At 62.0% G+C, this 14,804-nt stretch carries 13 protein-coding genes; 6 read left to right on the forward strand and 7 right to left on the reverse strand.

Annotated elements, in window-relative coordinates:
• Positions 1-19: 19 nt before the first annotated feature.
• The 5 genes from ACHEXL_RS09040 (at position 20) to ACHEXL_RS09060 (ending at position 4,544) form a co-directional block, all read left to right on the forward strand.
• Entirely contained in the window at positions 20-784 is a 765-nt protein-coding gene (locus tag ACHEXL_RS09040) for an SDR family NAD(P)-dependent oxidoreductase (protein ID WP_416558995.1), read from the forward strand.
• Between the two features lie 9 nt (positions 785-793).
• Complete coding sequence (locus ACHEXL_RS09045) at positions 794-1,213, forward strand: acyl-CoA thioesterase (protein ID WP_416558996.1); 420 nt, start codon at positions 794-796, stop codon at positions 1,211-1,213.
• 44 nt (positions 1,214-1,257) lie between these two features.
• Positions 1,258-2,259: a tripartite tricarboxylate transporter substrate-binding protein gene (locus ACHEXL_RS09050; protein WP_416558997.1), complete on the forward strand. Its 1,002-nt coding sequence runs from the start codon at positions 1,258-1,260 to the stop codon at positions 2,257-2,259.
• 69 nt (positions 2,260-2,328) lie between these two features.
• Positions 2,329-4,047 carry an acyl-CoA dehydrogenase family protein gene (locus ACHEXL_RS09055; RefSeq protein WP_416558998.1) on the forward strand — a complete coding sequence of 573 codons (1,719 nt, stop codon included), beginning with the start codon at positions 2,329-2,331 and terminating at the stop codon, positions 4,045-4,047.
• A complete protein-coding gene (locus ACHEXL_RS09060) occupies positions 4,044-4,544 on the forward strand; it encodes a MarR family winged helix-turn-helix transcriptional regulator (protein ID WP_416558999.1) in 501 nt (166 codons plus the stop codon). The genes ACHEXL_RS09055 and ACHEXL_RS09060 overlap by 4 nt, the downstream gene beginning before the upstream one ends.
• Positions 4,545-4,566: 22 nt before the next feature.
• Here the strand turns inward: ACHEXL_RS09060 and ACHEXL_RS09065 are convergent, their stop codons facing one another.
• Entirely contained in the window at positions 4,567-5,217 is a 651-nt protein-coding gene (locus ACHEXL_RS09065) for an OmpA family protein (protein WP_416559000.1), read from the reverse strand.
• A gap of 201 nt (positions 5,218-5,418) precedes the next feature.
• Between ACHEXL_RS09065 and ACHEXL_RS09070 the strand changes: the two genes are divergently transcribed.
• Positions 5,419-6,591, forward strand: coding sequence for a fumarylacetoacetate hydrolase family protein (locus tag ACHEXL_RS09070; RefSeq protein WP_416559001.1), 1,173 nt, complete (start codon positions 5,419-5,421; stop codon positions 6,589-6,591).
• Between the two features lie 6 nt (positions 6,592-6,597).
• Here the strand turns inward: ACHEXL_RS09070 and ACHEXL_RS09075 are convergent, their stop codons facing one another.
• The 6 genes from ACHEXL_RS09075 to ACHEXL_RS09100 all read right to left on the reverse strand — a co-directional run bounded on the left by ACHEXL_RS09075 (position 6,598) and on the right by ACHEXL_RS09100 (position 14,557).
• Positions 6,598-7,029 carry a response regulator transcription factor gene (locus ACHEXL_RS09075; RefSeq protein ID WP_416559002.1) on the reverse strand — a complete coding sequence of 144 codons (432 nt, stop codon included), beginning with the start codon at positions 7,027-7,029 and terminating at the stop codon, positions 6,598-6,600.
• 84 nt (positions 7,030-7,113) lie between these two features.
• Complete coding sequence (locus ACHEXL_RS09080; protein WP_416559003.1) at positions 7,114-8,304, reverse strand: HlyD family efflux transporter periplasmic adaptor subunit; 1,191 nt, start codon at positions 8,302-8,304, stop codon at positions 7,114-7,116.
• Complete coding sequence (locus ACHEXL_RS09085) at positions 8,301-10,469, reverse strand: type I secretion system permease/ATPase (RefSeq protein WP_416559004.1); 2,169 nt, start codon at positions 10,467-10,469, stop codon at positions 8,301-8,303. The genes ACHEXL_RS09080 and ACHEXL_RS09085 overlap by 4 nt, the downstream gene beginning before the upstream one ends.
• Before the next feature lie 106 nt (positions 10,470-10,575).
• The gene (locus ACHEXL_RS09090) at positions 10,576-12,939 is read right to left on the reverse strand and encodes a tetratricopeptide repeat protein (protein ID WP_416559005.1); all 2,364 of its coding nucleotides are present in this window, start codon (positions 12,937-12,939) and stop codon (positions 10,576-10,578) included.
• Between the two features lie 553 nt (positions 12,940-13,492).
• Positions 13,493-13,726, reverse strand: coding sequence for a GIY-YIG nuclease family protein (locus ACHEXL_RS09095; RefSeq protein WP_416559006.1), 234 nt, complete (start codon positions 13,724-13,726; stop codon positions 13,493-13,495).
• Between the two features lie 120 nt (positions 13,727-13,846).
• On the reverse strand, positions 13,847-14,557 hold the full coding sequence (locus tag ACHEXL_RS09100) for a glycosyltransferase (RefSeq protein WP_416559007.1): 711 nt from the start codon (positions 14,555-14,557) through the stop codon (positions 13,847-13,849).
• Positions 14,558-14,804 lie beyond the last annotated feature (247 nt).

Consider the following 14,804-nt stretch of genomic DNA (forward strand, 5'->3'; position numbering starts at 1 on the left):
ATCATTTGAAGGACACACCATGAACATCCAAGGACAAGCAGCTCTGGTCACCGGCGGTGGCTCCGGCTTGGGCGAAGCCACCGCTCGGGAACTGGCACGGCTGGGCGCCAAGGTCGCGGTGCTCGACCTCAACATGGACAATGCCCAGCGCGTAGCAGCCGAAATTGGCGGCGTTGCAGTGCACTGCAACGTGTCCGATCCGGACAGCATGGCTCAGGCCATCGAGACCGCCGCCGCCGCCCACGGACCTGCACGCATCCTGATGCAAATCGCGGGCATCGGCTCGGCCAAGCGCGTGGTCGGCAAAGACGGCAACGCCGCGCCGCTGGAAGACTTCATCAAAGTGGTCAACGTCAACCTGATCGGCACCTACAACGCGGCCCGTCTGTTTGCCGCCGCTTGCGCCAAGCTCGACCCGATGACAGACGGCGAGCGCGGCGCCATGGTGTTCACCGCCTCAGTCGCCGCCTTTGACGGTCAGGTCGGCCAGCAGGCTTACAGTGCATCCAAAGGCGGCGTGGTCGGCATGACGCTGCCCATGGCACGCGATTTGGCCCAACACGGCATCCGCGTGTGCACCATCGCCCCGGGCCTGTTTGCGACCCCGCTCATGAAAACCCTGCCCGAGCCGGTGCAAGCTTCACTGGCCGCCAGCATCCCCTTTCCCTCCCGCTTGGGCAAGCCCAGCGAGTTCGCCGAACTCGCTTGCCACATCGTGAGCAACGGCCACTTGAACGGTGAAGTCATTCGCCTCGACGGTGCCCTGCGCATGGCCCCACGCTGAGAGAACACCATGAGTAAAACCATTGTTTACGAAGTGCAAGTGATGTTCGGTGACTGCGACCCCGCAGGCATCGTCTTCTTCCCCAACTTCTCCAAATGGATGGACGCCTCGTCCTTGAACTTCTTTGTCAAATGCGGCGTGCCGCCCTGGCGAGAGCTGGTCAAGACGCGCGGCATCATCGGCACACCGCTGCTGGAGATCAACACGAAATTCATCCGCCCCGCCACCTATGGCGAAACCATCCAGGTGCACACCAGCGTGCAGGAGTGGCGCGAGAAGGTCATCGTGCACAAGCATGTGGTCATGCGTGGCGACACCGTGCTGTGCGAAGGCACCGAAGTACGCGCCTTCTGCATCAAGCACCCTGACGATCCCGACCGCATCAAAGCCATCCCGGTGCCTGAAGACATCAAAGCACTCTGCAGCTGAACCGATCCCCCACGTTTTTTAACCACCCCCAAGAGGAGACAAGCATGAGCAACCGACGTGAATTCATCCAATCTGCCATCGGCGCAGCCGTTCTGGGCAGCACCGCTTTCCAGCAAGCCTGGGCACAAAGCGGCTTGCCCATTGAGCAAGTCAAAGTGCTGTACGGCTTTCCGCCCGGCAGCTCGGGTGATATCTGTGCCCGACGCGTGGCCGAAAAATTTGGCGGCACGCCCTACAGCAAGAACCCGGGCATCATCGACAGCCGCCCAGGTGCGGGCGGCCAAATTGCGCTGAACTTACTCAAGAGCGCACCCGCCGACGGTTCGGTACTGGCCATGACCCCGTTCTCGGCCATTTCGCTCTACCCCCACATCTTCAAAAACCTGCAATACAAGCCTTTTGAAGAATTCACCCCCGTGGGCACCGCCTCCATGATCCACCACGGCTTTGCCGTCGGTCCCATGGTGCCCGCCAGCGTCAAAAACGTGAAAGACTTCATCGCCTGGGCCAAAGCCAACCCGGCACAAGCCAGCTATGGCTCACCCGCAGCAGGCTCCACGCCCCACTTCATCGGCGCCTTGTTGGGCTTGAACCAGAACTTCGAGTTCAAGCATGTGCCTTACCGCGGCTCGGTGCCGGGCGTGACCGATGTGGTCGGCGGCCAGATCGCCTGCATGTTCACCCCGCACGGCGACTTCATCGCCAACCACAAAGCCGGCAAGATGCGCATCATCGCCACCTCGGGCAAAACCCGTTCGCCTTTTGTGCCCGACGTGGCCACCTTTGCCGAGCAAGGCTTCCCTGAACTGACCGTGGAAGAGTGGTTTGGTTTTTACGCCCCCGCCAAAACCCCGGCCAACGTGGTGCAAGCCGCCAACGCAGCGATCAATGCCGCCCTCAAAGACAAAGGCGTGCAGGACGCCTTGACCGTGGTGGGCTTGATTCCCTTTGGTGGCACACCTGCAGATCAGCTCAAGAGCTCTCAGGTTGAACTCGAGCGCTGGGGTCCCCTGATCAAGCGCATCGGCTTCAGCGTCGACTCCTGATCTGTTCCTTGAACCTTGTCCGGCCCATCTTGTGAAGGGCCCGGACTTCTTTTCATTACCATTCGCCCCATGAACGCCTACCAACCCCGCACCGATGACATGCAGTTCGTGTTGTCACGCGTCCTGAACGCGCCCGCCCAACTGCAAGCCCTGCCCGCCTTTGCCGAGGTGGACCCGGACTTGATGCAACAGGTGCTCGATGAAGCGGGCAAGTTCGTGGGCGAGGTCATCGCCCCGCTCAACCGGGATGGCGACGAGATCGGTGCGCAATGGAAAGATGGCGCGGTCACCATGCCGCCTGGCTTCAAGGCCTCTTACCAGGCGTTCTGGCAATCGGGCTGGCCCGCCTTGGCGGCCAGTGCCGAAGACGGCGGCCAGGGCCTGCCCAGCGTGCTCGAAGCCATGCTGTACGAAATGCTGAGCGCGGCCAACCACGGCTGGACCATGGCACCTGGCTTGTTGCATGGCGCTTACGAGTGCATCAAGCACCACGCCAGCGACGAGCTCAAAGCACAGTACCTGGAGAAAGTCGCCACCGGAGAATGGCTGGCCACCATGTGCCTGACCGAACCGCATGCGGGATCGGACTTAGGTCTGGCCCGCACCAAGGCCGTGCCCTTGGCTGATGGCCACTACGCCGTGAGCGGCACCAAAATCTTCATCTCGGGCGGCGAACACGACTTGACCGACAACATCGTGCACCTGGTGCTGGCCCGCCTGCCCGACGCGCCGCCCGGCCCCAAAGGCCTGTCGCTGTTCCTCGTCCCCAAGTTTTACCCAGACGGCTCACGCAGCCGTGTGCATTGCGACCGCATCGAAGAAAAAATGGGCCTGCACGGCAGCCCCACCTGCGTGATGCGTTTTGACGAAGCGGTGTGTTCGATCGTGGGCGAGCCCGGCAAGGGCCTGAACGCGATGTTCGTGATGATGAACGCCGCCCGCCTGCACGTGGCCCTGCAAGGCATTGGCCTGCTGGACGCTGCCTGGCAAAAAGCCGATGCCTACGCCCAAGAACGCCGTCAGATGCGGGCGCCAGGCAAAGCCAAATCGGCCGCAGAAGCGGATTTCATTGCCGAGCACCCCGCCATGCGCCGCATTCTGGACACGCAACGCGCCTGGGTCGATGCCGGTCGCTTGCTGGCCTACCGCACCGCGCTCGAACTCGACCTGATCAAGCACAGCCCCGACGCCGACACCCAAGCCGCTGCCCAGCGCTGGTGCGCGCTGGTCACACCGGTCATGAAATCGGTCTTCACCCACCAGGCCTTCCACGGCGGCAGCGACTGTCTGCAGGTGTTCGGCGGTCATGGTTATGTGCGCGAATGGGGCATCGAGCAAATCGTGCGCGACGCCCGCGTGGCCATGATCTACGAAGGCACCAACGAAATCCAGGCTATTGACCTCTTGGTGCGCAAAGTGATGGCCGATGGCGGCGCTGGCATGAACGCCCTGCTCGACACCATCGCCGCCGACTTGCCCAAGTCAGCCAAAGCCAGCACCGCAGCTCAGGCCCGCATCCAGACCCTGCGCGCCGTGACCGAACAGATCTTGAAAGCTGCACCGCAAGACGCGGCCCTGGCCTTCCGTGTGGCAGACGACTACTTGCGCGCGGTGGCACTGGTGCTGATGGACTGGGCCTGGTTGCGCATCGAAGCCGGTGTCGATGCCGACACTCCGAACGCTGATGCGCGCTGGTTGGCCCCGGCCAAGGCCCTGCGCAGCTGGGTACTGCCCGAATTCCAGATGCGCACTTTCATCATCGTGCAGCAATGCACGGCGGTGGCATGAGCAAGGCCGCCTTGCCGGCTGTCAAAAAAGTACGGCCCAAAAAAGCCGGTCCCGCCTCGGGGGCGGCCGTCGACAAGGTGGACAGCACTTACCTGCAAACCCTGATGGGCTACAACGCACGGCGTGCGGCGCTCAGCATCATCGGCTTGTTTCTGGAGCGGCTGGCGCCCTATGGTCTCAAGCCCGTGGACTTTTCGGTAATGTCTATCATCTGTCACAACCCCGGCGTGACCTCGCGTCAGTTGTGCGCCACGCTCGACCTGCTGCCCCCCAACCTGGTGGGTCTAATCCAGTCGCTGGAGTCACGTGGCCTGATCGAGCGCAAGCCGCACCCGCACGACGGGCGTGCGGTCGGTCTGCACGCCACACCCAAAGGCCAGGCGCTGATGGTTCAAGCCGAACAAACGGCCACCGAACTCGAAATCGAAAAAACCGCACGCCTCACGCCTGCGCAGCGAGCGACACTGCTGTCGCTGCTGCAAAAGATTTACCTCTGAGGCTGGCCGCATCAAGAACCTGTCAACGCCCTGTGGCCCGCTCCGCCAAGAAAATCTCAATGCGGCGGTTACGGGCTCGGCCTGATTCGGTGCTGTTGTCGGCGATCGGTTCGCGCGAGCCGCGCCCGTCGATGCTGATGCGGCTGCTGCTCACACCGCGTGACACCAGATAGTCTCGGGCGCTTTGGGCGCGATTGACCGACAGCGGGTTGTTGACGGCATCACTGCCGGTGTTGTCGGTGTGGCCCACAATGCGCACTTCCATGCTGGGCTGCTGGCTCAGGCCTTGCGCAAACTGGTCGAGAATCGGGCGCAAATTGGGCCGGATCTCCGAGCGGCCCGAGTCAAACGAGATGTCGCTGGGGATGCTAAGCCGAAGCTGGTTGTCCGCGGTCTGCGTGACCACCGTACCGGTACCGGCTGTGGCCTGCTCCATCGCACGCTTCTTGTCCTCCATATTTTTGGACCAGACATAGCCGCCCAAAGCACCCAAGCCCGCACCAATGGCGGTGGCCTTGCTGTCGCGGCCCAGAATTTGCCCGGCCACGGCACCGATCACCGCGCCTGTTCCGGCCCCCTTTTGTTCAGGTGTGGCCGTTGCACAGCCTGTGAGCAATATAGCCAAGGCACAGGTGACAACGGCCGTGGATTTCAATGCAGTGATCGTGTTCATCAGGAAGCTCCTTTCAATCGAGAAGCGCTACTCTAAGATCAAAACTTGGATATCTCGGTGTAGCAACGCACAAGCTTGTAACCCATTGCATCCGAACCCCAGTCCCGCGCGCAACGCGGGCTCCATGCCACGCCTCTAGGTGACAGCCAGCCACCACCAGCATCTGGCAACATAGACCACACTCATTTAGACAACGCACCCATGAACACTTCCGCCTTGCCCACACTCTGTGACAACGCCCTGTTGATTGGCCGCATCTGGCAGCCGAACACCGGCCCGGTCCTGGTCGCCGTCACGCCCGACCAGGTGCTGGACCTGTCGCGCCTGGCGCTCACCTGCAGCGAATTGCTCGAGCAAAAGCAAGTGGCCTACCGGGTCAGGCAATGCATCACCACAGGCCAGGCCACGCCCCTGGGCCATACAGCGGCTGTGCTGGCCAACAGCGACGAAGCGACCCGTGACCCGTCCAAGCCCTGGTTTTTGGCGCCCTGCGACCTGCAAGCAGTCAAAGCGGCAGGCGTGACCTTTGTAGCCAGCATGCTCGAGCGTGTGATCGAAGAGCAAGCCCGTGGCGACGCCAGCCGCGCCGAGGCCGTGCGCCAGGCGGTGGTGGCGGTCATCGGCGACAACCTGCGCAGCGTGAAACCCGGCTCGCCCGAATCGGCCAAGCTCAAGGAAGTACTGCTGGCCCAAGGCATGTGGTCGCAATACCTGGAAGTGGGCATCGGACCCGACGCCGAAATCTTCACCAAGGCGCAACCCATGAGCGCGGTGGGCCCCGGCTCGAAAGTGGGCATCCACCCCGGCAGCCAGTGGAACAACCCCGAGCCCGAAATCGTGCTGGCCGCCAACTCGCGCGGTGAAGTGGTGGGTGCCACCTTGGGCAACGACGTGAACCTGCGCGACTTTGAAGGCCGCAGCGCGCTGCTGCTGGGCAAAGCCAAAGACAACAACGCCAGCTGCGCCATCGGCCCCTTCATCCGCCTGTTTGACGAGTACTTCGGGATCGACGATGTGCGCCAATGCGAGTTGAGCCTGAAAGTACAAGGCCCCGAGGGCTTTGTGATGCAAGGCAGCAGCGCCCTCAGCCAAATCAGCCGTGACCCGCTAGAACTGGCGGGCCAAGCCATGGGCAAGTACCACCAGTACCCGGACGGCATGATGCTGTTTTTGGGCACCATGTTTGCGCCCACGCAAGACCGACACGGCCCAGGCCAGGGCTTCACCCATGTGGTGGGCGATGTGGTGAGCATCTCCACCCCGCAGCTGGGCACCCTGGTCAACCAGGTCACCACCTCGGACCAGGCACCGGCCTGGATCTATGGCGTGGGAGCGCTCATGCGCGATCTGGCGCGGCGCGGGCTCAAACCCTGAGCTTATTCAGATGTAAGGGGGTTTGAGCCAGCACTCCAGTTCAGCCAGGTTGAAAGGTTTGCCCACGCAAACGACACCCGGCGGAACGCCACCAAGCATGTCCATATTGACGTCGCTGGCTGCCGTGATGACCACAATGCACAAGTTGGGCGTCAGGGCCTGCAGCCTTCGGGCGACCTCAAAACCACTGAGGCCTGGCAAATTCAAATCGATCACCAAAGCAGCAAGAGGCTGGCCGTCGCTTTGAAAATGCCAGCCTTTTGAAGTCGATTCCAGCGCAGATAAAAATTCTCGTCCGTCCTGAAAGGCGCGTACCCGCACCTGCATCAGCTCCAACCAGTTTTGCAGCGCCAACGCGATGCCTGCGTCGTCGTCCACCACGGCCACCACACCGGGCACATGCAGGCGTAAATCAAAGTCATTGCTCAAATTGGACATCGTCAAGCCTTTCAAATGCGCACCGAACACCTCAGCACAACGATTGCGACACCACAGCTGAGCAGCTCTGTTTGCACTGGTACATCAGCGCTCGCGCAACGCCTGGGTCACGCTTTGCAGCGGTCGGAACAGGTACTCCAGCACAGTCTTCTGACCGGTTTTGATCTCGACCGTGGCCGTCATGCCCGGCAGTGGCTGCATGCGCAGACCGTTGCGCTCCAGATTTGTATCGGTGATACGCACCAGCAGGCGGTAGTAGCCCTCTTCGAGCTCCACCGGCACACCGGGACGGCGCTGTTTTTCGTCGCGCATGGTGTCGGGGCTGATGTGTTCAAGCACGCCATCCAACCCACCAAAACGGTTGAAGTCATAGGCCGTGAGCTTGACCATGGCTTTCTGGCCCGACTTGAGGAAGGCCACCTCGGCCGGCTTCACATAGGCCTCGACCAGCATCTGGTCTTGCGTGGGCACGATCTCCAGAATCGGGATGCCCGCCTGCACCACGCCGCCAATCGTCGTCACCTGCACGTTCTTGACCACGCCGTCCATCGGCGCCTTGATGACGGTGCGAATGAAAGCGTCTTCGCGGGCCGACGCGTTTTCGCGCGACTGTGCCAGTTCGGATTCGACCCGCACCAGCTCATTGGCGGCTTCGGTCGCATAGCGGTTCTTGCGCTCGTCCATCTGCCCCATCAGCTCGGACTGCTGACGCCGCAGGCGCAGCAACTCCACCTCGGACATCAGGCCCTGACGCGTCATGGGCTCGGTCATGGCGATTTCGCGGTTCAGCGCTTCCAGCGAGCGTTTGATGCTGGACACGGCTTCGTCCATGGATTGGCGGCGTGCAGCGTAAGCCTGGCGCTCGCGCCCGGCAATGGCTGCAGGCGTGTCCTTGTCAAACTCCAGCGCCCGACCATAAGCCTCGGCGCGCAACCGCGCCGCCATGGCTTGCAGGGCTTTTTTCTTCTCGCTGGCCTCGCGAAACACCGGACCCGATCGGCCATCGTCCAGGCGAATCAGCACATCGTCGCGTTTGACGTGTGCGCCCTCGCGCACCAGGATCTCGGTCACCACACCGGCGTCCAGACTTTGCACCACCTGCTCGCGGCTGGCCGGTATCACCTTGCCTTGGCCTCGTGTCACCTCGTCCAGGTGGAACAAGGCCGCCCAGGTCAGCGATGCCACCAGTGCGCCCACCGTCAGCCACAGCAGCCAGCGGCTAGTGCGGCGCTCCTCGTCCTCGACGGACATCAGACCAAACTCTTTGCTGCTCATGCGGCACCTCCTTGTGCAGGCGCTGCGGCCGTGCTGCGCGACACGCCCCGGCTGAGCTTTTGAATGATCTCGTCTTTCGGCCCCACGGCCAGACACTGACCGTTGTCCATCACCGCCAACGACTCCACCCATTCCAGCAACTGCGGTCTGTGGGTTGACAGCACCAGCGTGCGACCCCTGAGCCACCTGCCCAGCACTTCAATGACATGGTTCTCGCTGTTCTGGTCCATGCTGGACGTCGGCTCATCCATGAACACAACGGCCGGGTCACGCAGCATCAGGCGCGCCAGGCTCACCATCTGGCGCTGCCCGCCTGAAAGACCACCGCCGCCCTCGGTCAATGGCATGTCCAGCCCCTTGGGGTGGCGCGCGACAAAGTCGTACATGTCCAGCTCTTGCAGCACCTGCACAATGCGCGCATCCGAAATCCAGCTGTCCGCCAAGATCAAGTTCTCGCGCAGCGTACCCATGAACAATTGCGCATCCTGCGACACATAGCCCAAGCGTGTGCGCAGCTCGGCCGGGTCCATCTGGCGCAGGTCAACGCCATCGACGCGCACACTGCCGCCCAGTGGCTCGTACAGGCCCGCCAGCAGGCGGATCAGCGTGCTCTTGCCACTACCCAGCCGCCCCAGAAGACCGATGTGCGCACCGGCCGGGATCTGCAGATTGATGCGGCGAATCACAGGCACTTTGGACTCACCGGGGTACGCAAACTCCAAGTCCACCGCTTCGAGCTGGCCCCGCACCTGCTCGGGTACCACATAACGTTTTTCTGGGTCGCGGTCGCGCGGGCGCTTCATCAGACCATCCAAAATTTCCAGCGAGGCCTTGGCCTGCTGGTAGCGGGCGGCCAGCCCCATCACACTGCCCAGCGGCGAGATTGCGCGGCCTGCCAGGATCACACAGGCAATCAGACCGCCCAGCGTGAGCTGGTTGGCGTGGATCAGGTACACGCCCCACACCACCATGAACACCGTCACAGCCTGTGACAGCAGGCTGATGGCACCTGTCACGGCGTTGGTGATCGAGCGCATCTTGCGGTACGAATCGGCCGCGGCCAGGTTGGACTGCTCCCAACGCCGCTGCAGATAACCCTCGGCGTTGTGCGCCTTGAGCAGCTCCAGGTTCAGCACCGTCTCGACCAGCACGCTTTGCTTGTCACCTGACTCTTTCATGTTCTCTCGCATCGAGCCCATCAGCGGCTTTTGCACCAGCAGCGACATGGCCAACACCAGCGCCACAGCCACCACCAGCACCCACACCAGCGGGCCACCCACCACAGCCACCAGCGCCACAAACATCAGCACAAAGGGCAAATCGGCCAGCACCACCAGCGATGCCGAAGAAAAGAAATCGCGCAGCGATTCGAAGTCCTTCATCGAGTTGGCAAAGATGCCGATCGACTGCGGCCGGTGCTCCAGCCGAATGGCCATGATCTCGCGCAGCAGCGTGGCATTGATGGCCAGGTCGGCGCGCTTGCCGCCCAAATCCACCAACCGGGCCTTGAGCCAGCGCATGCCGTATTCAAACAACGCCGCCACCAGCGTGCCTATGGCCAGCGTCCACAGCGAGGCATAGGCCTGTGTGGGTACCACCCGGTCGTACACGTTCATCGTGAAAAACACCGCGGCCAGCGCCAGAATGTTGGCCACCACCGTGGCCAGCATCGACTCGACATAAAAATGCCGGAAGCGCCACAGCGTGCCCCAAAACCATGCAAAGGCTGCGCCCTTGAGCGGCGCCAGCGTCTGGTCCGAGCGCTGCGGCGGCAACTTGACCACCATCACCTCGCCAGTGGACAACGCGTCCAGCTCGGTCAGCGGCATCAACAACTCCTGCTGGCCCGTCTCGGGCGACAGCACTTGCGCCTGTCCCTGCGTGACCGAACGCAGCACACAGGCCCGTCCGTCCTGCAGCGGCACGATGACCGGCAGCACATAACTGGGCACCGCCGCCGGCCGCGTGCGCGACCAGATCGCCATCATCCCGTGCTGGCGCGCCACATCGGGCATCGACGCTGCAGGCACATGCCCTTTGTCGTCGACTGCAAAACCCGCACGCAAAGCCGACAAATGCGCCGGCTTGCCCAGCAGGTGCGAGGTCAGCGCCAGGCAATGCAGAAGCGGGTCTTCAATGGCCCGTTCTTCCGGCTTGTTGTTCATTCAATGTTCCTTATTCTGTGGATTGCCATGACAGAGTGGATTGCTTCGTCGCTGCGCTCCACGCAAGGACGGGGACTAAAGTCATCGCGAGGAACGAAGCGATCCATCACTTGCCAGACCTTTTGCAATGCGCAGCCCACATCTGCCGCAGCGCAGCTTCGAAGTCGCGCACGTACTGGTCGATATCCCAGCCTGGCAAGCCCAGCAGGCGTTCGCGCATGCCTTTTTTAAGGGCCAACAGGGCCTGGCGGTCGGCGGCCATGCGCACGGCCACCTGCACGTATTCGGCATCGTTGCCCGCCACCCAGTCGCCCAGACCGGCGGCGCTCATGAAGCTCGCGCCCATGCGCGAGACAAAGTTGTTGCCAGCCTTGACCACCACCGGCACACCCATCCACATGGCCTGCAGTGTGGTGGTGCCGCCGTTGTAAGGCACGGTGTCCAGCGCAATGTCGATGTCGGCGTACTCGGCCATCATCTCGGTCAGACCCACCGGCCCACGGAAGTCAATGCGATCCGACGAGACGCCTTCTTTTTCGAAACGCTCACGGAAGGCGCGAATGGCCGACTCGTCCTTGAAGCTCGGCGCCTTGAGCACCAGTCGTGATTCGGGCACTTCCTGGAGAACGGCCGACCACAGCTTGATGGTGTGAGGCGTCAGCTTGGGCACGTTGTTGAACGAGCCAAAAGTCAGCGGCCTTTGCGCATGCTCGGCGCCATAGGCCGGGAACGGGTAATCCACCTCAGGGGCATAGCAAAACACCGTGTTCGGCAGGCGGCTGATCTGTTCGGTAAACAAAGACTCGCTGCCAGGCGGCGCCACCACCGCATCGGTCAGCATCCAGTCGATGTTGGGCACACCCGTCGTGCCTGGATAGCCCAGGAAGCTGACCTGCACCGGCGCCACGCGTTTGGCCAGCATGGCCATGCGGTTCATGGAGGTGTGGCCCGACAGGTCCATCATCATGTCGATGCCATCGGCCTCGATGCGGCGCGACAGCTGGAGATTGGTGAGTGTGGTCGCTTCAATCCAGTGCTCGCAGCGCCGGCGCGCCAGCTGCGTCTGCTCGTCATGCGCAATGCCGGTGTGGTACATGAACACCTCGAACTGCTTGCGGTCCAGCCTTGCCAGCACCGGCTGCATGAAGATGTTGACGGGGTGCTGGTGATGGAAGTCGGCGCTGATCAAACCCAGTCGGATGCGCCGCTTGGCGTCGCGCTTGTTCTTGAATGAATCCAAAGCGCGGGCACCCTGCCCCATCGGAGTGAACAACTCACGGTGGAAATCCACCACCTGCTGCGCCGTCAGGGTGTCGCTGTACAGCGAAGACATCGCCGCGCTGGAGCGCATGGGTGAATCTGGCCCCTCCTCCTCACCCAGCGTCTGGTAAATGACCCGCGCCTTGTCTACATCGCCAATGCGCCCTGCAATGGAGGCACGCATGGATCGCGCACCCGATTGCGGCCCCAACGCCTCGGCCTTTTGCAGCGTGGCCTCGGCCTCCTCCATCTGCCAACTCTCGGCATACGAATGCGCCAGGTTCCACAAGGCCGTCGGACTTTCGGGGTGCAACTCAACGCAACGCTGCAGCACATCCTGCGCCTCTTGCCACAGATTGTTCTGGAAAGACACCTGCGCCAGACGCGCCAGCACGTTCTCGGCCGTAGCAATCGATGCCCGCTCGAACGCCCGGTGCGCCAGCTCGGTCAGGCCCACGCGCATCAGCACCTGGCCCAGGTCAATCTGCAGCTCGGCGCGCTCATTGGCATCGGGCTCGGGCTGCTCCACGCGCAGCAAGCCCAGCGCCTGACGCAACGACTCCAAGGCCCGCGCCGCATCACCGCGCTCCAGGCGATAACGCGCCATCATGGTGTGCACCTTGCGTGCGCCAGCCGGCTGCTTGCCCGCAGTGACCAGCGCGGCATGGTAATTGGCCGCCGCTTCGTCCCAGCGCCCCAGGTCTTCGAGCGTGCGCGCCAGCGTCAGCAGGCCCTCCCAACGCTCGGGGGCACTGACCACCGCCTGCCGGTAGCTGGTAAGCGCCTGCTCGGTCAGGCCCATGGTGCGACAAAGGTTGCCCGCTTCCAGCCAGGCACTGAAGTTCTTCGGGTCCAGGCGCAAGACCGAGGCAAAGGCCTCACGCGCCTGCGCAAACTGGCCCAGCTTGACTTCGCAACGCGCCGTCTGCAACCAGGCCGCCGGCGACTGCGCTTGCACGGCCAAGGACTTTTTAAACTCGGTGATGGCCTCCGCCCACTGCCCCCGGTCATGCAATACATTGCCGATGTTGAAAAATGCCACTGCCTGCTGCTCAGGAAATTTGCTTGCAGCGCGATAACAGGCCAACGCCCCCTCGACATCCCCTTGCTTGCGCAGGTCAACGCCCTTTTGCAGCCACTGTGCGCCTTCGCCGTCCATCACATCGGCCTGGGGCATCTGTGCCGCATGCGGCGTCAACTTGTCTGTCATGTCTGGAATCACTTGAAATATAAAAACCTGGCGGCAGCTCTTGGCCAGTACCCGGGCGAGGAATGCCCACACCCTGCGGCCCCCAAAGACTCTTGAGCTTATGTGAATTGATAAATTTGATGAACTGTCCCAAAGTACAGATTCACTGCCGTAAACAACGAACCCAAACAATCAATTGAACTACAAAGAATTCAATTTGCGGACAAGAAAGGCCTGCAAGACATGGCAATCGCAAGGCGGCGACCCTCGCTGCAGAGGGCTTGCGTGATTGCGAGGCACAAGGCAATCTCATGTCATTGCGAGGCACGAAGCAATCCATAGACTGCCGCGCTTCTGTCACTGCGAGCGAAGCGCGGCAGTCGCAGTGACGAGTTCAGGTCATTGCGAGGTACGAAGCAATCCATGGACTGCCGCGCTTCGCTCGCAGTGACGGGAAAGTGGCAGTCGCAGTGACAGAGGCGCAGCAGCCGCAGTGAAACAACCGTGACCGTCAGCGAAGTCACAGAACGGTTGAATACAAATCCTGCCAAAGCGGGTTCATGGCCTCGATCAGTTACAGCTTCTTTTGACGCGAACCGGCTTTGAGCTGTTTTTCGCGCAAGATCGCGGCCGTCATGTCTTGGTGGACCTCGAACCAGACCAGCTGATCGACCTTGTACTTGCTGGTGAAACCACCCAAAGCGCCTGTCTTGTGCTGCCAGACACGGGCGGGCAACTGGCTGGTTACTCCCACATACAAAGTGCCATGGCGCGCGCTGGCCATGATGTACACGCATGGTGTTTTCATGTCTGCTCCCTTTAGGGCCAGTCTGTCAGAGGATGCGGCGTAAAAGAGTCAGGGAATACATGGATTGCCGCGCTTCTGTCACTGCGAGCGCAGCGCGGCAGTCGCAGTGACAGGGTTACGTCATTGCGAGGCCGAAGGCCGTGGCAATCCACCGAACCACTTCTCCAGAAACAAGACACGCGCATCCGCCCACAACTCAGAAGAAATGGACTCACCGCCGCTGGCGTGGGTCAAGGCGATGGGCCAGGTGCCCAGACGCAGGCCGGCGGCATGGGCTTGCAGACAGAAATCCAGATCGTAGAAGTGGAATGCCAAAGCCGGGTCAAAGCGGACGCCGCTTTGCTTAAGCACACTGGCACGAGCGGCCAAAAAAACGCCGTCGAGCAAGCGCGCTGGCTGCGGGCTGGGGCCATACATCGTGATGCGGGACCGGGGCGAACCATGGCCAATCGCTCCCGTTAAATACTCATGATCCCAAGGGCTGGGGACACCCGGCTGCTCGGGTTGCAGGTACCAGGTCACCTGACGGTGCTGCACGCGTCTGTTGCCGGCCACGCCCACCACGTCAAAATGCTGCAACGCCTCCTGCAACCGCTGCGCCAGCATCCAGTCGTCCAGGCGCACATCATCGTGCACGAATACCAACACATCGTCGGGCGCAGCCGCTTCGATGGCTGCGTTGTAGACCTCGGCCAAGGGTCGCGTGTTGCCGTGCGCGAGACTCAAGGCCAACGGGCCAAACTCGCCCAAACGAGGCAAGCACGACCCCAGCAGGGACACACGGTGAAACGCCTTTTCGGAAAGGCGGGTGGCGGTGACGAAGATCAGCATGAGGGTGTTGGGTTGAATGGGATAGATGGATTGCTTCTCTCCTCGCAATGACGGGAAGGGGTGACTTGCGATGACCGAGTCCTGTCACTGCGACTGCCGCGCTTCGCTCGCAGTGACAGAAGCGCGGCAGTCCATGGATTGCTTCGTACCTCGCAATGACTGGAAGTGGCTCCTCGCAACGACGGGAAGTGGGCCTCGAAATGACCGGGTCTTGTCATTGCGAGGAGCGAAGCGACGAAGCAATCGA

Source organism: Limnohabitans sp. YIMB22184, from assembly GCF_048020265.1.
Taxonomy (GTDB): Bacteria; Pseudomonadota; Gammaproteobacteria; order Burkholderiales; family Burkholderiaceae_C; genus Limnohabitans_A.

Excerpts from the sequence above, each read along its gene's own strand:
- ACHEXL_RS09040 (WP_416558995.1), top strand. The coding sequence starts at position 20 with ATGAACATCCAAGGACAAGCAGCTCTGGTCACCGGCGGTGGCTCCGGC.
- ACHEXL_RS09045 (WP_416558996.1), top strand. The coding sequence starts at position 794 with ATGAGTAAAACCATTGTTTACGAAGTGCAAGTGATGTTCGGTGACTGC.
- ACHEXL_RS09050 (WP_416558997.1), top strand. The coding sequence starts at position 1,258 with ATGAGCAACCGACGTGAATTCATCCAATCTGCCATCGGCGCAGCCGTT.
- ACHEXL_RS09055 (WP_416558998.1), top strand. The coding sequence starts at position 2,329 with ATGAACGCCTACCAACCCCGCACCGATGACATGCAGTTCGTGTTGTCA.
- ACHEXL_RS09060 (WP_416558999.1), top strand. The coding sequence starts at position 4,044 with ATGAGCAAGGCCGCCTTGCCGGCTGTCAAAAAAGTACGGCCCAAAAAA.
- ACHEXL_RS09065 (WP_416559000.1), bottom strand. The coding sequence starts at position 5,217 with ATGAACACGATCACTGCATTGAAATCCACGGCCGTTGTCACCTGTGCC.
- ACHEXL_RS09070 (WP_416559001.1), top strand. The coding sequence starts at position 5,419 with ATGAACACTTCCGCCTTGCCCACACTCTGTGACAACGCCCTGTTGATT.
- ACHEXL_RS09075 (WP_416559002.1), bottom strand. The coding sequence starts at position 7,029 with ATGTCCAATTTGAGCAATGACTTTGATTTACGCCTGCATGTGCCCGGT.
- ACHEXL_RS09080 (WP_416559003.1), bottom strand. The coding sequence starts at position 8,304 with ATGAGCAGCAAAGAGTTTGGTCTGATGTCCGTCGAGGACGAGGAGCGC.
- ACHEXL_RS09085 (WP_416559004.1), bottom strand. The coding sequence starts at position 10,469 with ATGAACAACAAGCCGGAAGAACGGGCCATTGAAGACCCGCTTCTGCAT.
- ACHEXL_RS09090 (WP_416559005.1), bottom strand. The coding sequence starts at position 12,939 with ATGACAGACAAGTTGACGCCGCATGCGGCACAGATGCCCCAGGCCGAT.
- ACHEXL_RS09095 (WP_416559006.1), bottom strand. The coding sequence starts at position 13,726 with ATGAAAACACCATGCGTGTACATCATGGCCAGCGCGCGCCATGGCACT.
- ACHEXL_RS09100 (WP_416559007.1), bottom strand. The coding sequence starts at position 14,557 with ATGCTGATCTTCGTCACCGCCACCCGCCTTTCCGAAAAGGCGTTTCAC.